The sequence below is a fragment of the Arcanobacterium canis genome (assembly GCF_029625435.1).
Classification (GTDB): Bacteria; Actinomycetota; Actinomycetes; order Actinomycetales; family Actinomycetaceae; genus Arcanobacterium; species Arcanobacterium canis.
This window is the reverse complement of record NZ_CP121208.1, coordinates 552170-572193: the sequence shown is the minus strand read 5'-3', so window position 1 is coordinate 572193 and position 20024 is coordinate 552170. Positions and strand designations below refer to the sequence as shown.

Annotated in this window: 19 protein-coding genes; 8 read left to right on the top strand and 11 right to left on the bottom strand. The window is 55.1% G+C overall.

Annotation, left to right across the window (positions count from 1 at the left end; all coding sequences use genetic code 11):
* Window positions 1-172: 172 nt before the first annotated feature.
* Complete coding sequence (locus tag P7079_RS02550; protein WP_278013272.1) at window positions 173-1750, top strand: DEAD/DEAH box helicase; 1578 nt, start codon at window positions 173-175, stop codon at window positions 1748-1750.
* A 54-nt stretch (window positions 1751-1804) separates the two neighbouring features.
* On the opposite strand, the gene P7079_RS02545 is transcribed toward P7079_RS02550, so the two are convergent.
* Both P7079_RS02545 and P7079_RS02540 read right to left on the bottom strand, forming a co-directional pair.
* On the bottom strand, window positions 1805-2425 hold the full coding sequence (locus tag P7079_RS02545) for a MarC family protein (protein WP_278013271.1): 621 nt from the start codon (window positions 2423-2425) through the stop codon (window positions 1805-1807).
* On the bottom strand, window positions 2425-3255 hold the full coding sequence (locus P7079_RS02540; protein ID WP_278013270.1) for a PHP domain-containing protein: 831 nt from the start codon (window positions 3253-3255) through the stop codon (window positions 2425-2427). Before P7079_RS02540 ends, P7079_RS02545 begins: the two co-directional genes overlap by 1 nt.
* Before the next feature lie 48 nt (window positions 3256-3303).
* Between P7079_RS02540 and P7079_RS02535 the strand changes: the two genes are divergently transcribed.
* From P7079_RS02535 to P7079_RS02515, 5 genes are all read left to right on the top strand, one after another.
* A complete protein-coding gene (locus tag P7079_RS02535; protein WP_278013589.1) occupies window positions 3304-4815 on the top strand; it encodes an aminopeptidase P family protein in 1512 nt (503 codons plus the stop codon).
* 44 nt (window positions 4816-4859) lie between these two features.
* Window positions 4860-6158 (top strand): magnesium transporter MgtE N-terminal domain-containing protein, encoded by a 1299-nt coding sequence (locus P7079_RS02530; RefSeq protein WP_278013269.1) that lies wholly within the window; start codon window positions 4860-4862, stop codon window positions 6156-6158.
* Window positions 6155-6718, top strand: coding sequence for a DUF1003 domain-containing protein (locus tag P7079_RS02525; RefSeq protein ID WP_278013268.1), 564 nt, complete (start codon window positions 6155-6157; stop codon window positions 6716-6718). The genes P7079_RS02530 and P7079_RS02525 overlap by 4 nt, the downstream gene beginning before the upstream one ends.
* Before the next feature lie 43 nt (window positions 6719-6761).
* The gene (locus P7079_RS02520; protein ID WP_278013267.1) at window positions 6762-7886 is read left to right on the top strand and encodes an Mrp/NBP35 family ATP-binding protein; all 1125 of its coding nucleotides are present in this window, start codon (window positions 6762-6764) and stop codon (window positions 7884-7886) included.
* 87 nt (window positions 7887-7973) lie between these two features.
* On the top strand, window positions 7974-8594 hold the full coding sequence (locus P7079_RS02515) for an O-methyltransferase (RefSeq protein WP_278013266.1): 621 nt from the start codon (window positions 7974-7976) through the stop codon (window positions 8592-8594).
* A gap of 124 nt (window positions 8595-8718) precedes the next feature.
* On the opposite strand, the gene P7079_RS02510 is transcribed toward P7079_RS02515, so the two are convergent.
* Both P7079_RS02510 and P7079_RS02505 read right to left on the bottom strand, forming a co-directional pair.
* On the bottom strand, window positions 8719-8889 hold the full coding sequence (locus P7079_RS02510) for a DUF3117 domain-containing protein (RefSeq protein ID WP_278013265.1): 171 nt from the start codon (window positions 8887-8889) through the stop codon (window positions 8719-8721).
* A gap of 63 nt (window positions 8890-8952) precedes the next feature.
* Window positions 8953-9708 carry an LOG family protein gene (locus tag P7079_RS02505; RefSeq protein ID WP_278013264.1) on the bottom strand — a complete coding sequence of 252 codons (756 nt, stop codon included), beginning with the start codon at window positions 9706-9708 and terminating at the stop codon, window positions 8953-8955.
* A 254-nt stretch (window positions 9709-9962) separates the two neighbouring features.
* On the opposite strand from P7079_RS02505, the gene P7079_RS02500 reads away from it, so the two are divergent.
* On the top strand, window positions 9963-10769 hold the full coding sequence (locus P7079_RS02500) for a purine-nucleoside phosphorylase (RefSeq protein WP_278013263.1): 807 nt from the start codon (window positions 9963-9965) through the stop codon (window positions 10767-10769).
* 5 nt (window positions 10770-10774) lie between these two features.
* Window positions 10775-12448, top strand: a complete 1674-nt coding sequence (locus P7079_RS02495; RefSeq protein ID WP_278013262.1) for a phospho-sugar mutase — start codon at window positions 10775-10777, stop codon at window positions 12446-12448.
* A 139-nt stretch (window positions 12449-12587) separates the two neighbouring features.
* Here the strand turns inward: P7079_RS02495 and deoC are convergent, their stop codons facing one another.
* The 7 genes from deoC to P7079_RS02460 form a co-directional block, all read right to left on the bottom strand.
* Window positions 12588-13241 (bottom strand): deoxyribose-phosphate aldolase, encoded by a 654-nt coding sequence (gene deoC, locus P7079_RS02490; protein ID WP_278013261.1) that lies wholly within the window; start codon window positions 13239-13241, stop codon window positions 12588-12590.
* A gap of 30 nt (window positions 13242-13271) precedes the next feature.
* Complete coding sequence (locus P7079_RS02485) at window positions 13272-14003, bottom strand: hypothetical protein (RefSeq protein ID WP_278013260.1); 732 nt, start codon at window positions 14001-14003, stop codon at window positions 13272-13274.
* The gene (locus P7079_RS02480) at window positions 14000-15292 is read right to left on the bottom strand and encodes a thymidine phosphorylase (protein ID WP_278013259.1); all 1293 of its coding nucleotides are present in this window, start codon (window positions 15290-15292) and stop codon (window positions 14000-14002) included. Before P7079_RS02480 ends, P7079_RS02485 begins: the two co-directional genes overlap by 4 nt.
* Window positions 15293-15365: 73 nt before the next feature.
* A complete protein-coding gene (locus P7079_RS02475) occupies window positions 15366-15782 on the bottom strand; it encodes a cytidine deaminase (RefSeq protein WP_278013258.1) in 417 nt (138 codons plus the stop codon).
* A gap of 49 nt (window positions 15783-15831) precedes the next feature.
* Complete coding sequence (locus tag P7079_RS02470; protein ID WP_278013257.1) at window positions 15832-17133, bottom strand: ABC transporter permease; 1302 nt, start codon at window positions 17131-17133, stop codon at window positions 15832-15834.
* Window positions 17130-18434, bottom strand: coding sequence for an ABC transporter permease (locus P7079_RS02465; protein ID WP_278013256.1), 1305 nt, complete (start codon window positions 18432-18434; stop codon window positions 17130-17132). Before P7079_RS02465 ends, P7079_RS02470 begins: the two co-directional genes overlap by 4 nt.
* On the bottom strand, window positions 18434-19969 hold the full coding sequence (locus tag P7079_RS02460) for an ABC transporter ATP-binding protein (RefSeq protein WP_278013255.1): 1536 nt from the start codon (window positions 19967-19969) through the stop codon (window positions 18434-18436). The genes P7079_RS02465 and P7079_RS02460 overlap by 1 nt, the downstream gene beginning before the upstream one ends.
* Window positions 19970-20024 lie beyond the last annotated feature (55 nt).

Here is a 20024-nt window from a genome sequence, read left to right as displayed (position 1 = left end):
ATCGCCGACTGAGCGACATAGCGATGAGAAAGGCACCTCACATCACGAGGTGCCTTTTTCGCGTAGTATAAACAAGTACGTGGCTGACCGGTCGTTTGAGCCATTTTTCTTTTTTGTGTGCGATCGGCTGCCTGCGCAGCGCCCGTGAGGCAGCGCGCTCTCCGACGCGGCAATGCCGCTCAACGAAAAGGACATCATGACCGAATCTGGAATTGTGGATACTTCCTATGCACAAGCACCACAACATAACGAACCTGCAGCCGACATCACCGCCGGAGCAGAAGAACTCAATCTCGAAACAAAAACTTTCGCAGACTTTGGCGTCTCTGAGCCTATTACTCGTGCTCTGAACGAAAAAGAAATTACTCATCCCTTCCCGATTCAGGCACTCACACTCCCTGTCGCGCTCGGCCGGCGCGACATCATCGGCCAGGCGAAAACTGGCACTGGAAAGACTCTCGGGTTTGGACTTCCGATGCTCATGCACGCCATCGGCCCCGACGAGAACGGCTGGGAAACACTCGCACACGCAGGGCTTCCCCAGGGCCTCGTTGTGCTGCCCACGCGCGAACTTGCCAAGCAGGTTGCAGGCGATCTTCGGGCAGCCTCAAAATACCGTACTCTTCGCATCGTTGAAGTTTACGGCGGTCGCGCCTACGAACCACAAGTCGAAGACCTCACACGCGGAGCAGAAATCGTGGTGGGCACTCCCGGACGCTTGATCGACCTGATGAAGCACAAGTCGCTTCGCCTCGACGGTGTGAAGACAGTTGTGCTGGATGAAGCTGACGAAATGCTTGATTTGGGCTTCCTTGAGGACGTTGAGAAAATTCTCGCGACCACACCGGCAAACCGTCACACCATGCTATTTTCTGCCACGATGCCAGGTGCAGTCGTCCACATGGCTCGCCGCTATATGACGCACCCGACTCACATTCGCGCCCAAGATCCACACGATGAAACGACGACCGTTCAGAGCGTGAAGCAAGTCATTTATCGTTGCCATGCTCTGAACAAGATCGAAGTCGTCTCGCGTATTTTGCAGGCTCGCGGCCGCGAACTGGCTATTATCTTCACGCGCACGAAGCGAACAGCGGCACGCGTTTCCGACGAGCTCTCTGAGCGTGGCTTCGCCGCTGGCGCCCTCCACGGTGACCTGGGGCAAGGAGCACGCGAGCAAGCATTGCGCGCATTCCGCAACGGAAAGATTGACGTTCTCGTCGCAACCGACGTCGCTGCCCGCGGAATCGACGTTGACAACGTCACCCACGTCATTAACTACCAATGCCCTGAGGATGAAAAGACCTATCTGCATCGCATCGGCCGCACAGGTCGCGCTGGGCATTCGGGTTGTGCAGTGACTTTCGTTGATTGGGATGACGTGCCGCGTTGGTCAGTGATCAACAACCAACTTGGTTTGGGCTTCCCTGAGCCGGTGGAAACGTATCACACCTCGGCTCATCTCTACGCCGATCTCGATATTCCCACTGATATCACGGGACGTCTCCCCAAGGCTCAGCGCACTCGTGCGGGACTCGATGCCGAAAAGATTGAAGATCTTGGCGAAACTGGCAAGCGGACACGCGCCAAGCCGCGCCGCCGAGGCGGAAAGAAACGCCACCCTTCAGGCCATGATAAGAGCGAGAAAACGACACGGTTCCACGCACAGGACAAAACTGACCGTAAGAAAAGCGATAGCGAGGCACCCACACGCCGCCGTCGCCGTCGCCGTGTGAATACTGCAAAGTAAAAAAATTGTGGTCCCAAGAAGAAACTTCCTGGGGCCACAATCTATCGTGCCGGATTATCCAGCAAGAATGCCTTTGAACACCTCAGTGGTGCCAGCAATAATAAGCTGCATGGCGATCGCTGCGAGCAACATACCCGAGAGCTTGGTGAGCAGAGCGATTCCTGCATTTCCTAACACACGCATGATCGGCGTCGCAAAAAACATCGTGATGAAAGAGCCAAACAGGACGGTCAGCAAACCCGCGGTCGCTGCGAGCTGTCCCCACACATTGCCCTGCTGATCACGGATGAGGATCATAAAAGCCACGATGCCACCGGGGCCTGCAAGAAGCGGTGTTCCCAACGGCACAGCTGCAACGGAAAGCGAACCCCCTTCACGGCCTGGATCATCCTCTTTTCCCGTCAGAAGCTGCAGGGCAACGATGAGAAGCAAAAGACCACCGGAAATCTGAAGCGCCTGTGTCGAAATATGCATCCAGGCAAAGAGGTGTACACCGAAGAAGCCAAATATGAGCAAAATAATTGCGGCAATCGAATTACACGTAATGGCCGTTTTACGACGATCTTTCTCGCTCATACGCGAAGTCAGCGACATAAAAATGGGGAGGTTGCCCATCGGGTCCGTGATCACAAGCATCGTGGCGAATGCGGAAAAGAAAACCGTCGTATCGAGCATTAAACCTCCAAAAACGTTCCCTCGATGAGGGATTGAAATATGTGCTCGCAGGTGGTGAATTCCCCGAGCTGGCTCGGCTTGCCACTTCCGTGGTAATCGGACGAACCGAAACATGCCTTACCAAGACTACCTGCAAGCGCCTCCAACTTGCCACGCTGGGTAGGCGGATTTTCACGATGCCAAACTTCGACACCGAAGGCACCGGCCCTCAAAATTGTTTCGATATTCTCCCAAGTCAGGCCTTTCCCACGTTTCGTTGCCAGAGGGTGTGCGAGGACAGCTTTCCCACCGGCATCGTTAATCCATCTCACGACGTCGGTGGTAGAGGGCGCGTGTTGCGGCACGTAATAGCGCGATTTTGTGGACAGCAAATCGTCAAACGCAGCTGATCGGTTCTCCACGATTCCCGCTGCCACAAGTGCATCAGCAATATGTGGACGTCCGACTGGAGCACCGTCGGCGCGGCACGCATTGACCTGTTCCCATGTGATGGGAAAGTCTGCCGAGAGTCGCCGCGTGATCTCTCTCGCACGATCTTCGCGAGCAGTGTGTTGAGAGGCGAAGTGAGCCACGATCGCGGGCGACGTGTCATCGAACAGATACCCCAGAAGGTGTACCTCGACACCATCAAATCGTGTGGTGAATTCGGCGCCACAGATGCAACCGATCCCCTGCGCCGACGCTGATGCGCGTGCTTCGTTCCATCCCTCGGTCGTGTCGTGGTCCGTGATCCCCCACCACGTCAGACCTGCACGGGCGGCCGCACGAGCGAGTTCGCTCGGCGTCAGCGTGCCATCTGAACAAGTTGAGTGGGTATGCAGATCGATCATGGTCACAGCGTAGCCCGCAAACGGGCAATTGGTGGAATAATGGATCGCATGACTGATGACAAACTTCAAAGCGAGATGGAAAAACGCGCACATTCGCGTACTCAGCGCCCGAGTTCTGCGGCATTCAAGGAGTTCATTGGCGAGAATTGGGGACCGCGCCCCGAAGGGCCCGATCGCATGGACGTCGCTGACTTCACTCCCGCACGCCGTCGTGCGCTTGGCGCCCAGTTCATCGGTGAACGCCTGGTCATCCCTGCAGGCGACTATAAAGTTCGCAACAACGACTGCGACTACCGTTTCCGTGCGCATTCGGCTTTTTCTCATCTCACTGGCCTCGGTGGTGAGGACGAGCCGGGAGCTGTCCTTGTCCTGAACCCGCTTCCTGATGCCCACGAAGGAGATGAAGAGACTCACGAAGCAACCCTCTTTTTCCATTTCCGAGCCTCGCGCTCGTCTGAAGAGTTCTACGCTGATTCACGTCATGGCGAATTCTGGGTGGGCCCGCGTCTCTCCGCCGAAGAAATGTCGAACCTGACGGGTTTGAAAGTTGATCACTCTGACAATCTTCGCGATGCCCTAGCCAAAGATCTCGGTACGATTCAAATCCGCGTGATGCCTCAGTCCGACCCAGCTATCGAATCAATGGTGCGCGAACTGCGTGAGCAGGCTTCACTGTCCTCAGGAATCGAAGAAGACCTCGGACTCGCAGAAGCCGCTTCCACTCTTCGTTTCATCAAAGACGCGTGGGAGATCCAGGAGATGGAGAAGGCAGTTGATGTCACGTTCTCTGGCTTCGAAGATATTTTGCGCTCGTTTCCGCGTGCTCGTGACCACTGGCGCGGCGAGCGAATCATCGAAGGTGCCTTCTTTGCCCGCGCGCGTGCCGAAGGAAACGGCCTCGGCTATGACACTATCGTCGGCTCGGGGAACCATGCGAACACCCTGCACTGGATCGACAACGACGGCCCTGTGCGCGATGGTGACCTCGTCCTCGTCGATGCCGGAGCAGAACTCGATTCTCTTTACACTGCAGACATCACCCGAACCTTGCCTGTCAATGGCAAATTCACTCAGGCCCAGCGCGAAGTCTACGAAGCTGTGCTCGAAGCCTGCGAAGCGGCACTAGAAGAGACCAAAAAGCCGGGGGTGCGTTTCAAGGATATTCACACGGCGGCAATGGCCGTTCTCGCCCGTCATCTCGAGGAATGGGGGATGCTGCCCTCCACGGCAGAAAATTCTCTCTCCCCTGAAGGCCAGTACCACCGTCGCTGGATGCCTCACGGCACCTCACACCACCTTGGCCTTGATGTCCACGACTGTGCGCAGGCAAAACGTGAGCTCTACACCGATTCCCTTCTTGAGCCGGGCATGATTTTTACGATTGAGCCTGGTTTGTACTTCCATGAGGACGATCTTTTGGTTCCCGAACGCTTCCGTGGCATCGGTGTACGAATCGAAGACGACGTGTTGATGACAGAAGAAGGCGGCAAGCGTATTTCGGAAAATATCCCGCGCACTGTGGCCGATATTGAAGCGTGGATGAAGCACGTCCAGGGCTGAGAACCCGCCTCACACATCAACGAACTGACACCCGAGGAGCTTTTATGAATGATCGCCAAGCCCGGCGCGTTTTCGTTGGCCGTTTGGCCGGAACCGATGTCTTTGATCCCATCGGGGATCGAGTTGGCCGCGTCGCCGACGTGGTGGTGGTCTTCCGATTGCGTGGCACTCCTCTCGCTATCGGTCTGGTGGTGGACGTGGCGGGAAAGCGTCGCGTTTTCCTGCCGCTTACCCGAGTGACATCGATTCGCGACGGTCAAGTGATTACTACCGGACTCGTCAACATTCGTCGATTTACTCAACGTCCCACAGAAACAATGGTGGTAGGCGAACTCTTCGATCGACCAGTGACATTCCGCGACGGTTCGGGAAAAGCCACCGTCGTCGATGTCGCGATTGAGCAGACGCGCACACGCGAATGGCAGCTGTCGCAGCTGTACGTTAAGCGCGATCGCAGCGCAAAAGACGCCGGCTCGTCTCTGACCGTCTCGGTTCGTGAAGTCTCCGGACTTGCCACGAAGGTTGAGAATCAGGGAGCAAGCCAAATTCTTGCGCAAATCAATGAACTCAAACCACCGGACGTCGCTGACGTCCTGCGGGATCTCCCCTCCGATCGCGTCCTGGCTATCGCAAACGAGCTTTCTGATGAACGTCTCGCGGATGTTCTCGAAGAGCTCGGCGACGACGACCGCGTCTCGATCGTCTCTGACCTGGAAGTGGACCGCGCTGCAGACGTTTTGGAAATTATGCAGCCTGACGACGCCGCCGATCTCGTGGCAGAGTTGCCTGATGCGCAAGCTGAAGTCCTTCTCGAACGCATGGAACCAGACGACGCCGCCGACGTGCGACGACTGATGTCCTACGGCGAGCGAACCGCTGGCGGTCTGATGACCACTGACCCCATCATCCTCACTCCGGATGCACCCGTGGCGATGGCACTTGCGCAGGCTCGACGGCCGGATATTCCGCCAGCCCTATCGACCACCATTTTCGTGTGTCGTCCTCCGTCCGAAACTCCCACAGGGCGTTTCATCGGCGTTGTGCATCTCCAACGTGCGCTGCGCGAGCGCCCAAGCCAGATGATCGGCACGATCATCGATTCCGATATCGAGTCCTTGGCACCTGAAGACGGAATCGGTACCGTGACCCGCCTGCTGGCAACCTACAACTTAACCGCGTTGCCAGTGGTGGATAACGATTCCCTACTCGGCGCTGTTTCTGTCGACGACGTCCTCGACCACCTCCTGCCCGACGACTGGCGAGAGGAAGACGAGGAGGTGCTTGACGCCGCAGTTGACGAACAACATAATTACGATTCCGACCATTCGGAGGTGACTGAATGAAGCGCTTTGATGAACCGATGGAAAGCCGATCTCGGCGATTTGCCTTCTTCCGCCCCGACCCAGATTTTGCAGGCGTGTGGGCTGAACGCATTGCGCGTTTCTCCGGCACCCCGAAGTTTTTGATTTATCTGACGATTTTCGTGGCGGTTTGGCTGGGGTGGAACACCTACGCACCGGAATCGGTGCAGTTCGACTCAGCGGCTCTCGGCTTCACTGCTTTGACGTTGATGCTCTCACTTCAGGCATCCTATGCTGCGCCTTTGATTCTTCTTGCACAGAATCGTCAGGATGACCGTGATCGCGTGGTTGCAGAAAATGATCGTCAAACCGCTGAGCGTAATCTCCAGGACACGGAATTCCTTACCCGTGAGATCGCCTCACTTCGACTGGCGATCAATGAACTTGCGACCCGTGACTTTGTGCGCAGCGAAATTCGCGATCAGCTAGAAGAAACAATGGAATTGATCGATCCGGTTCGCGACGACCGCGAGGAGTTGCGATCCCTTATTGAAGAAAAGGACCGTGAGATCGCTGCCTTGCGTGCCAAATTAGGCGAGTAATCCCACATCTTTTCTTTCTCCGTCACCCAGTAGAATGCAGATTATGAGTATTCCCAGCGTAGAGACTATTACCCAAGCACTGGCCACAGTGAACGATCCTGAAATTAGGCGCCCCATCACCGAATTAAATATGGTGTCAAGTGTAGAAATCGACGACGCAGGTTCTGCCACAATCGGTATCAAACTCACCGTTGCTGGTTGCCCGTTGCGCGACACGCTCACGACAGACATCGAAAAGGCAGTTGGCGCGTTGGACGGCGTCACGAACGTCAAGGTCTTGATGGGAGTGATGACTGAAGAAGAGCGTGAAACTCTCAAGACCGAGCTTCGTGGTGGTAACCCCGCACCACGTATCCCCTTCAGCGAGCCCGGTAACCTCACCCGCGTATACGCAATCACGTCTGGCAAGGGCGGCGTCGGCAAGTCAACCGTAACCGTGAACCTTGCCTCGGCGATGGCCGCGCAAGGTTTGAAGGTTGGCGTCATGGACGCCGATATTTACGGCTTCTCAGTGCCACAGATGCTCGGTGTTGATACTAAGCCGACGATGGTGAACAAGATGATCATTCCTCCGGTTTCGGGCGACATCAAGGTGATGTCGATCGGGATGTTCATTGACGAAAATCAGCCAATTGTCTGGCGCGGCCCCATGCTCCATCGCGCATTGGAGCAGTTCCTTGCCGATGTGTACTGGGGGGATCTGGATGTTTTGTTGATTGATCTTCCTCCGGGGACTGGTGACGTTGCTCTCTCTCTTGCTCAGCTGATCCCCAATGCACAAATTGTCCTGGTCACTACTCCGCAGGTGGCCGCTGCAGAGGTAGCCGAGCGATCGGGAATGATGGCTGCACAGACCAAGCAGCGTGTGGTCGGTGTAATCGAAAATATGTCCTACCTGGAAATGGGCGGAAATCGGATGGAAATCTTTGGATCTGGCGGGGGCGAAGCAGTGGCGAAGCGCCTCAAGGATGTCCTCGGGTACGATGTTCCTCTCCTCGCTCAAGTGCCTCTGGAACAGAAAGTGCGCGAAGGCGGCGATGCGGGTACTCCTTATGCCGGTGCTGATGGAGAATCGGCTGCTCAGCGAGAACTTCGAGCAGCTGCGTCAATTCTCGCACAACGCGCTCGTAGCCTTGCAGGTGTTCAACTGGGAGTTTCCCCGCTGTAAAACAGGCATTTTTGCGCGGGGATCGCTGGTCAGACAGCGATCCCCGCGCGTGCCATGTAGCATGGTGATATCTAACCGGGAGGATCAATGTCGAATAAGACTGCGTCATGGGCATACGCTGAGGAAAATGCTTATCAGAGCGAAATCGTCAAACGTGCACGTGGCGTATCCGAAGAGCTTGGAATCGAGCCGATCAGCCCGGCCACCGGCGCGCTCTTGCGCACTTTGGCATCAAATGCAAAAACCATCGCTGAGATCGGAACCGGAGCTGGCGTTTCTGGTTTATTCCTGCTGGAAGCTTCTTCTCACTCCAAACTCACCACAATCGACACCGACACCGAGGCTCAATCGCGCGCACGCGAGTTTTTCGCTGCTGCTCGTTTTGCTTCTCCGCGTTATCGCGTGATCAACGGAAGGTCCGCCGATCTCCTTCCCCGCTTAGCTGATCGCTCTTACGATATGGTCGTCGTCGATGGCGAGCCTCTCGAAGCAGAAGGTGATGTGACCGAAGCTATCCGTATGCTCCGCCCAGGCGGATTGTTGGTTGTTGCGCACGCCCTCTATGCTGATCGCGTTGCCGATCCGGCACGACGTGACGAACGAACCGTGGCATTGCGCAATCTCGGTGCTGACCTTCTCGAATCGCAGGCGCTGATGACCTCACTCCTTCCTGTTGGCGATGGTCTCATCATCGCCGTCAAAAAGTAACCAGAGCCATCTGCAGGCACCTGAACCACCGACGTCGTAAGACCGAAGAACGGATCACTGCTGCTACCTCACCACCAACGTCGGCGATAGCCAAAGAGACTGGGACGAACGCGTCCCAGTCTCTTTAATCTGTAAGACCTTCAGAGATGACGTGACGAAGTTCTTCTAACTCTTCAGCCGTCATCTGAAGTGCCATTCTCCCACCACCCTCGAGCGGAAGGCGGAGAATGTATCCGTGAGGATTCTTTTCTACTTCCAGTGGTCCATCACCGGTTCGCGGCTTCATTGCTGCCATGTGATCTCCTTCCCTCACATCTCTATGTTAGCTGTCTCAAGTGTCATTCTGTGGCGTTTATGCTCATAGAGACGCGCGCTTTGCCTCCGCGAGATCATGGACACCGCGCTTAATCGCGAGAACCGCATCCTTCGCCGTATCAACAATGGTGACTCGTTCAAGATCCTCGGCATTAATGTTGCCCTGTGCAAGCATTGTGTTCTTGACCCAGTCAAACAGACCGCTCCAATATTCGTTGCCAACCAGCACAATCGGAAACTGTGTTGCTTTACGGGTCTGGACCAACGTCAACGCTTCAAATAGCTCGTCCATCGTGCCGAATCCGCCTGGGCATACGACGAAACCGAGCGAATATTTCACGAACATCATCTTTCGCACGAAGAAATATCGGAAGTTCACACCGAGGTCAACGTACTCATTGAGACCTTGTTCAAAGGGGAGCTCAATTCCCAAGCCAACCGATGTGCCGCCAGCTTCCTTTGCTCCAGCATTCGCGGCTTCCATCGCGCCTGGACCGCCACCAGTGATGACAGCAAAGCCCTCTGAAGCGAGACTTTTGCCGACCTCACGGGCAATGGAATAATACGGACTATCGACGTCGGTGCGCGCTGACCCGAAAACGGAAACTGCAGGCCCGACTTCGGCTAACGCACCAAAGCCTTCAACGAACTCTGATTGGATACGCAACACTCGCCATGCATCGGAATGAATGAAATCAGCGTCGGAACTATTCGCCAAAAGACGCGCATCGGCAGTGGTGTTGGGAATCATTTCGCCACGCAGTGTCAGCGGGCCGCGTTGGTAATTGTCAAATGTCATGGACACTACGCTAGTCGCTGTAGGCAAATAACGGGTAAACATCGTTGACGAGCGAGCTGAATGGGCGTGTTTATGCCATGAGTTCATGGCTCTCCCATTTATGGAAAGGTTGGTACACGTAGCTCAAGGATGTGTACATCCCAAGTATCGGTGCGCATACGCGCAGTCACGCCGTATACAATGTTGTCAATTTTGCGCTATAAAAATCCCTCAGAATCGTGCTTTTACGCGGAATGAGGGTTAAGATTATGTGTATGGTTAACGCTTTGGAACTCGCGGCCCAAGCCGCAGCCGTCATCGCAGAACGAACCGGGGTTGAGCAGCACGATATCGCGCTGACACTCGGTTCCGGCTGGGGCGGCGCAGCAGACCTCATTGGAGAGGTTGTTGAAGAAATTGATGCTCAAGAAATTCCGGGATTCTCCGCCCCCTCTGTTGTGGGCCATGGAGGAAAGATCACCTCGATCCGTCTCAAAGACGGGCGCCACGCGCTCGTTCTCGGCGCCCGCACACACTACTACGAAGGTAAAGGCGTGGCTGCTGTCGCGCATGGTGTACGAACAGCCGCTGCAGCTGGTGCAAAAATCTGTATCCTCACCAATGGATGCGGATCGACCGTTCCTGAGTGGGGGCCGGGCACCGCGGTACTGATCAGGGATCACCTCAACCTCACCGCGACCTCTCCCATCGAAGGCGCAAATTTCGTCGATCTCACAGATTTGTATTCACAGCGTCTGCGTGACGTCGCACACACTATCGATTCCGCGCTACCTGAAGGTGTCTACACTCAGTTCCCCGGACCTCACTACGAGACACCTGCAGAAGTGAAGATGGCTCGTATCCTCGGAGGCGACCTCGTCGGCATGTCCACTGCACTCGAGGCAATCGCCGCTCGTGAAGCAGGGATGGAAATCTTGGGGATCTCGCTTGTCACCAATCATGCTGCCGGGTTCGCTCCTGGCAACCTCAACCATGAAGAAGTTCTCGAAGCAGGGCGCAATGCAGGGCCCCGCATCTCACGCCTCTTGGCAGACATCATCGAGGCAATCGAGGGAAAGTAGGAATAATGTACAACGCAGAAACAGTTCAGGACTGGATCAACCACGATCCGTCGGAAGAGACGCAAGCTGAGCTCACTGCCTTGCTTGAAAAGGCTGAAGGCGGCGATGAAGCTGCGCAGGCCGAATTGACCGATCGCTTTGCCGGCTCATTGCAATTTGGCACAGCAGGCTTGCGTGGTGCAATGGCTGCGGGACCAAACCGTATGAACCGTGCAGTCGTGCGCCGCGCTGCGTACGGCCTGACGTCCTGGCTCCACAAAACTGTGGGTAAGGATGCACTTGTTGTGATCGGTTTTGACGCGCGTTACCACTCCGACGAGTTTGCGGCCGATACCGCAGCAATCGTCACTGCTATGGGCTCGCGCGCAATGATCATGCCACGCCACCTGCCAACCCCGCTTCTGGCTTTTGCTGTGCGTCATCTTGGCGCCGACGCCGGCGTGATGGTTACGGCATCGCATAATCCCGCACAAGACAACGGTTACAAGGTGTACGTTGGGGCCCGCGCGGTTGAAGAAGACGGACGTGGCGTTCAGATCGTCCCACCGATCGATGCTGGCATCGCCGCTGAGATCGCCGCTGCTCCCCGCGCCGATGAAATCGAACTTGCTGACAGCGGTTGGGAAACCATCGGCGAAGATGTCATTGATGCCTACGTTGCCCAAGCAATTTCTGTTGTTCCGGCAGATGGACCGCGTGATCTTCGCATCGTTTACACGCCGATGCACGGCGTGGGCGGAGAAATCATGAAGCGAGTCCTCGATGGTGCTGGTTTCACAGACTACGAGATGGTTCCCGAACAGGCACAGCCGGACCCCGATTTCCCCACTGTGTCGTTCCCGAACCCAGAAGAAAAGGGCGCTTTGGACCTTGCCATTGCTTTGGCAAAGAAGAACGATGCCGACCTCGTCATCGCCTCTGATCCAGATGCTGATCGCGCTTCTCTGGCAACGAAGATTAACGGCGAATGGCATCAGCTTTCAGGCGATGAAATTGGCTCATTGCTTGGTGAGTACATTGCGACCCGTGATGAAGGTAAAGATGTCGCACTGGCTTCGTCGATCGTCTCCTCACAGTTGCTCGGAAAGATTGCTGAGGGACACGGTCTCCACTATCAGTCCACTTTGACCGGTTTCAAGTGGATCGCACGCACTCACAAGATCACCTTCGGATACGAAGAAGCAATCGGTTTCTGTGTTGATCCGAACCACGTACGTGACAAAGATGGCCTGTCTGCTGGTGTTACGCTGGCAAACCTGGCAGCGACACTCAAGTCTCAAGGAAAGGATCTGGCTGACGAGCTTGACCGAATCCACACGATCTACGGTGTCTATCTCACTACCCCGGTCACGATCCGCGTTTCTGATCTCTCGATCATCCCGGCAACCATGGCGAAGCTGCGCAAGGAACCACCAACTCAGCTCGGCGGTTCCCCAGTGCGCTCCATCGAAGACCTCTCACAAGGTACCGATGAACTTCCTGGAACCGATGCTTTGCGTATCTTCACTGAGAATAACTCTCGCGTCATGGTACGCCCGTCGGGCACCGAGCCGAAGCTCAAGTGCTACTTGGAAGTAGTTGTCCCTGTAGACGGCGATCTTGCTTCTGCTCGTGCTGAGGCCACTGAGCGAATGGAAGCTTTCAAGTCCGATGTTGAGGCCATGACCAAGCTCGACTGATCACAGCTAACGTTTGGGGGTTGCGTCTGGTGTACCAGACGCAACCCCCAAACGTTTTTATCATGCAGTAAAGGAACTGGGGGTGAGCATTGCTCACCCCCAGTTGACTAAACACCAGCTAGATGAGTTGTCCTCATCATCACATGGTGTCGAGAACCTTTTGGGTGCCCGATAGTCCGAGACGAGTTGCGCCTGCTTCGATGAGTTCGAGCGCAAACTTTCCATCGTGGATGCCGCCTGATGCCTTCACCTGAAGTTCATCACCAACGGTCTTCTTCATCAGCTCAACAGCGTGAACCGACGCGCCACCAGCTTTGTGGAAGCCAGTGGAGGTCTTGACGAAGTCAGCACCGACAGCCTTGGCAGCCTCACACACATTCACAATTTCTTCATCGGTCAGTGCAGCCGACTCGATGATGACCTTGAGCACTGCGTATGGGATTGCGTCACGCACAACGGCAATGTCGTACTCAACTGCATCCCAGTCGCCTTCCTTGACGTTGCCAAGATTGACAACCATATCGACTTCATCTGCACCGGCAGCAACTGCACGAGCTGCTTCCATGGCCTTGATTTCCGAGGCCACTGCGCCCGACGGGAATCCAACAACCACACAGAGCTTCACATCGCCCAGATCAGCTTCTTCAGGAAGCGGAAGCATCGAAGGCGAAATACACACCGAGTAGGTACCCAGTTCCTTCGCATCTTCGATCAGCTTGAGCACATCAGCCGTGGTGGCTTCTGGCGTAAGGATCGTGTGATCAACGTACTTTGCAAGTTCGCTGCGTTCCATGTTTCTCCTTTGGATAGGTTTCTTACCAGTTTAATCGCTCATCTTATCTGGGAGAACTGCCCACACAATGCGCGACCAGTTGCCCAGGAATGGAGCAGGTGTTGTTCGATCAACCAGGAGGGGCAGTGGCACTTCATGTACCAGTCCCGAGGCCGGATCGTAGATTGACAATTGAGGAATGTTATCCGGAGTGAACGGGTTGCCGGGGATCGCGAGGACAACGTGTCGAGGCACGATTGCTCCAAATCCCTGATCAATATCACCACCGGCATAGAGTGGTACGGGAAGTCCCACCGTCGTTGCATGAGCTGCCCACTGCAGAATAGTCCATCCTCGTTCGGAGGAGTCATCCACCGCCGTCGAGAAGTATGTGGCTTTGTCCAAACGACTGAGTTCACGGGCTAACGTCCACGGAGGGGTGCCAAGCTTTTTTGGCCACTCCCACCGTCCTGCGACGGCTTTCCGTCGTAGCTGGTGGTACAACTCGTCTTCGATTTCACTGGCGAAGCCGGGATGTTCCTCAAGTTGTTCGCGCAGATCTGCTCGTAAGTATGCACGAGCAACCATCAGTACCATAGCGGCGCAAGTTGTCTCGGTCGTCTGGGTGAGTGTATGCCCACCAGCCTCCAGGGATTCCCCATAGGCTGCGTAGGTTTCCAACGCGGCTAGCGCCCGCGCGTCCAGCTCCTGCGGCTTCATAAAACTCACCGCTGTGGTCACTGGACGCGAAAGCGCCGACACGAATGACCCGATGTTGATCACTGAGCTGCAATCCTGTCAAGAACGACTGAGTGATCGGCGATAGTGCCGCCAATCTCGATTCCACCCTCAAGCGATTGCAAGGCGCGCTCAAAACGGTCAGGCTCATCAGTAAAGAGTGTCATGAGCTTGTCGCCCTTCTTCACTTGATCGCCCGGCTTGGCGAACAGTTCGATGCCTGCAGCGAGTTGGACCTTCTCGCCAGCGAAAGCGCGACCGGCTCCCAGACGCCAGGAGGCAACTCCAACCGACAGCGCATCAAGCTTGGACAAAACGCCATCTTCCTCGGCATAGATATCCATCGATTCCTTCGCGACAGGCATTGCACCGTCAGGATCGCCACCTTGAGCTTCGATCATCTTGCGCCACACATCCATCGCACGACCATCGTCAAGAGCGGCTTCAATGTCAGCATCCGGCTTACCGGCGGCGTTAAGCATCTCTCGTGCCAGGGCGATGGTTAGCTCACGGACGTCAGCTGGCCCGCCGCCTGCGAGCACATCGACAGACTCTTCAACTTCGAGTGAGTTTCCGATTTTCAGGCCAAGCGGAGTTGACATATCAGTCAAGAGTGCGACGGTCTCAACGCCGGCGTCGGTGCCAAGATCAACCATGGTACGAGCGAGTTCGCGAGCCTTATCGATATCCTTCATGAATGCTCCGGAACCGACTTTGACATCCAAAACGAGAGAGTGAGTGCCCTCCGCGATCTTCTTGGACATAATCGACGACGCGATCAACGGGATGCAGTCAACAGTGGCCGTGATATCACGCAAGGCATACAGCTTCTTGTCTGCTGGAGCTAAACCAGTGCCAGCAGCACAAATTACCGCTCCAGGCCCTTCAAGTCCGAGGATATGCATAATATCATCGTTGGACAGCGCTGCACGCCAACCCGGAATTGCTTCAAGTTTGTCGAGGGTACCACCCGTGTGGCCCAAACCGCGGCCCGATAGCTGTGGAACTGCCACTCCGAAAGCAGCAACCAAAGGTGCAAGCGGCAACGTAATTTTATCGCCCACGCCCCCAGTCGAGTGCTTATCTGCGGTAACGCGACCAAGACCTGAGAAATCCATGCGTTCACCGGAATTGATCATTGCAGTGGTCCATTGCGCAATTTCTTCGCGGTCCATGCCGTTAAGGAAAATTGCCATCGCCATTGCGGCCATCTGCTCATCGCCCACAACACCGCGCGTGTATGCGTCGATCGTCCAATCGATTTCTTCTTTTGTTAGCTTATGGTGTTCTCGCTTAGTGCGGATCACATCCACCATGTCAAACTTTTCAGCCATTCCTTCTCCTTCATTTCTGTGCTCGGCTCGAGCCTGTCAGGCGAGTTTCCGGGCGAATTTATGTCGTCATGCACTACAAAATATTGATTGCGCCTTTAACCTCAGCAAGATCTTTGGCACCGAAACCGTAGGGCAAGAGATCTTCGATCGTGACAGGTCCTTCTCCCATCTCAATCAGACAACCATCGGCTCCGTGTTCGCGAATGAGTTGACGGCAACGTCCACAAGGGCCGATGACGTCTTCATTTCCATTGACACATAAAACTGCGGCTAATTGTCCGCCGCCATCGAGAGTCAGGGCCGACACCATGCCACACTCAGCACACAGACCGAGACCGGTTGAAGCATTTTCGACGTTGCATCCCGAATAGTAGCGCCCATCTGTTGTCACTCCGGCAACCCCGACGGGATAGCCCGAATACGGGGCGTAGGCACGCTTCGATGCAGCTACAGCGAGCTCTCTCAATTTTTCCCAGTTGACTTCCATCATTTTGCCTCCGAAAAAGTGTGTGGGTGGGTTTCCCCACCCACACACTTACTCACTTGAGATACGGAATGTTCTCCGCCGCCGGCGGACGGGACTTACCCACAAAGCCAGCCACTGCAATAATCGTGATCGCGTAAGGGATCATGTTCAGCAAGCTTGACGGAATCGCATTGTTGAGGTTCGGCATCATTTGTGCCACCGACGTTGCGAAGCCGAACATGAGCGACGCAGCGAGCGCACCAAGGGGGTGCCACTTGCCCAGGATCATTGCTGCCAGAGCAATGTAGCCATTACCAGCTGAGATATTCTCAGTGAATGCCAGGCCTGAGCCGAGGGTGAAGAACGCGCCGCCAAATCCAGCAATGCCCGAAGCAAGGATAGCGTTGCGCGCACGCGTACGGTTTACCTTGATACCCACGGTGTCAGCAGCCTTCGGATGCTCACCGACCGCTCGAAGACGCAGGCCCCAGCGAGAGCGGTAGAGCATGATCGTCAGAACAATCACGACCACGTACATGACGTAGACAATGATCGTCTGGTTGAACAAGGCAGGACCGAGCACTGGAATCTCAGCAAGGCCAGGAATCTTAATCGGGTGCAGGGTGTACTTGTTTGTGTTGAAGATGGCCTGGTTTTCGCCAGACATCAGCGATCCAGCGAAGAACGAGGTCAAACCAAGTGCGAGCACGTTCAACACAACACCGGTAATAATCTGATCAACGCCATACTTCACCGAGATCAATGCCAGCAAGCAACCAAGGAAAGCGCCCGCAAGCGGTGCAGCAATCAAACCAAGCCATGCGCTATGGAAATACGACGCAACAAGGATTCCAGTGAAAGCTCCGATCAAAAGGTCGCCTTCAATAGCAATGTTGACGACACCGGCGTGCTCAGAGAGGACTCCCGAAAGGGATCCAAAGATCAGCGGAGTCGAGATCGCAACGGTCGAGACCAAAGCCGACGTTAACGTGATAGCTCCGCTAGAGCCTGCAGCTGCGAAAAGCAGGAAGCCGAAAACCGTTACAAAGCCCACTGCGATTGATGAGAGCGCTGTGGCACGCCCTGAGGGCTCAAAGCCCGTTGCATTGTGGCGAATGTTCGCCCACACAGCGTATGCCGTGGCAGCAAGAGCAATAACGACAAATACCCACAAGTAGAGTGGAGCATTCACGTGCCAATCAGCGATCTTGTAAGACTGTCCCGGTCCAGCGAGACGAACACGCGACACGCCGGAAGCATTGACTGCCATGGCAATGAGCAAAAGTGTTGCCAGGCCAAATGTGATGGGAAGCTTCCACGATGCTTTCTTCAAAACCTCAGTGTTTTCCTGAGAATGAGTCGTTACAGCGCTCATCGTGCGTTCTCCTTCGAATCAGCGGATGATTCATCGATCTCGGTGGATCCTCCGATCGCGTCGGCAACCTCACCCGGGTCCTCCACGTTTGCCACTACTTCGACCTTGCCCTTTTCATCGACAAAGGTAGCGGTGCCACCAGTCGTTGCAATACGCACGTACTCGCGCATCGACATCTTGTCGGGCTTAGGCAAGCGGAACAAGAAACGAACAAGTGCAGGAGCGGCGATCAGCAAAACAATGGCCGACTGGAGGATCAGAATCATGTCGATCGGAACATGGGCCGAAGCCTGCATCGTGTATCCACCAGCCTTGAACGCTCCAAAAAGAATTCCGGAGAAGAGGACACCCAGCGGAGTTGACTGTCCGAGGAGGGCCACAGTGATGGCATCAAAACCAACGGTTCCAGCGATATTTTGATCGACATAGCCCAGAGTTCCGAGTGCTTCATTCGCTCCTGCCAATCCAACGAATACGCCAGAGAGAACCATCGTAATGATGATTGTGCGACCCGTTGACATACCAGCGGTGCGAGCAGCATTGGCATTGGCCCCCACTGCACGGATTTCGAAACCAATCTTCGAACGCGAGAGCAGCCACCAGTACACGACCACTGCGAGGAGGGCCACGAGAATACCAGTGTGGAGATTGGCCCCTGGAATCAGAGTGTCGAACGCAGCGGATCTCTCAGCAACTGGGGTGCGGGGTTCACCCGTTCCCGGACGCTGCCATGCCTTTTGCAAAAGAATGTAGGACAGAGCCAAACCCGAAATCGAATTCAACATAATCGTGACGATCACTTCGTTGGCACCGGTCTTTGCCTTGAGGACACCAGCAATTCCGGCGTAAAGACCGCCTGCAACTGCCGCTACCAGAAGACAGATCAAGGTGTGAAGGTATGGCGGAAGATGGTAGTTAAAGCCAACCCAAATTGCTGCAAGCGCACCGAAGACAAGCTGACCGGTTCCACCAATGTTGAACAATCCAGCACGGAAGCCGATGCCCAGGCCAAGACCCGCAAGGATCAGTGGAGTGGCGTACATCAAGGTATCGCCCACTGGTTTAAACAGCGCACGTTCAATATTTGCAGCGTTGTAATTGAAGATCGCTCCGCGGAACATTGCCTGGTAGGCGGCGATCGGACTCTCACCGGAGAGCAGGATGAGCAGTGCGCCAATGACGAAGGCAATCAACACTGCAAGAAGTCCGACCAGAAGGCCCGAACGAGGAGCCGTGTGTAGGAAGGCCTTCAGCCACACTCCGAAACCGGGCTTTGCCGGCTGAATTTCTTTGCGAGACATCAGTTCTCTCCTCCTCGCACTTGTGCCAAGGCTTCCTCTTGTGGAACACCAGCCATCATCAGGCCAAGTGCATCACGAGAAGTGCCTGCAGGAACAATACCGATGATCTTTCCTCGATACATCACAGCGATACGATCAGCCAATGCCTCAATCTCATCAAGCTCAGACGAGATCAGAAGAACCGGAACGCCAGAATCTCTCACTTCGACGACGCGTTGGTGAATGAACTCAATTGATCCAACATCAACACCACGAGTCGGTTGGTTCACCACAAGGAGGTCAAGATCGCGTGACATCTCGCGTGCAACGACAACCTTCTGCTGGTTTCCACCTGACAGAGTCGAGATCGGATCGGTAATGGCAGTGAGACGAATATCGTATTCATCTCGCTTTTCTTCCGCGTTCTTCAGGATGACATTGGGCTTAATTGAAAGGCCCGACCCGAAGGGCGCATCGCGGTACTGATCAAGAACCAAATTTTCCGCAATTGAGAAGGAGGCAATCATGCCGTCTTTCATACGGTCTTCTGGAACGAAGCCGACGCCGGCTTCAAGAATTTCACGCGGATTCTTTCCGTGCAATTCCTTGCCTTCAAGGGTGATCGATCCAGCGTCCGGATGAATCAGACCAAGCACGGATTCAGCGAGTTCAGTTTGGCCATTACCTTGCACACCCGCAATAGCGAGAACCTCGCCGCGGTGCAAACCAAACGAAACGTGATCGAGCACATGCGTACCAACCGAATCAATGTACGTCACGTCTTCAAACTTCAGAGCTTCCGGCCCAAGATTTGCCGGCTTCTTGTCAACCTTCATCATCACAGGACGGCCAACCATCATCGTCGCCAGATCAGATTCTGAGGACTTAGGATCAGCCTTACCCACGACCTTGCCGCGGCGAATCACCGTGATGTCATCGGCGACCGCTCGAACTTCACGCAACTTGTGAGTGATGAACACAATTGAAGTGCCTGCGTCAGCAAGCTGACGCATAATCGCCATCAGTTCATCGGTCTCTTGCGGTGTCAGCACAGCAGTTGGCTCGTCAAGAATCAGAACCTTCGCATCGCGCGAAAGTGCCTTGACGATTTCAACTCGTTGTTGAGCGCCCACCGGGAGTTCCTCGATCAACGAATCAGGATTGAGGTTAAACCCGAAACGCGCTGAAACTTCCTTCACCTTCTGTGCAGTGGCCTTCTGATCAATAATTCCCGCGCTCTTGGTTGGCTCGTATCCAAGCGCGATCGATTCAGCTACGGTAAATACTGGTACCAGCATAAAATGCTGATGCACCATGCCAATACCTGCTGCTACCGCATCTCCTGGACCATTGAAAGTCACCGGCTGATCATCAATAAGAATCTCGCCACCGTCAGGCTCATACAAGCCGTACAGCACATTCATCAGGGTGGACTTACCCGCGCCATTCTCGCCAAGCAGAGCGTGGATACGCCCCTCCCCGATCTCCAAATTGATCGAGTCATTGGCGACGAGGGAACCGAATCGCTTCGTGATTCCTCTCAGTTCAAGCTTCATTGCTCTCCGCCTTCATGTCATTTCAGATGTTGGGGCCCAGCCACTGGCTGGGCCC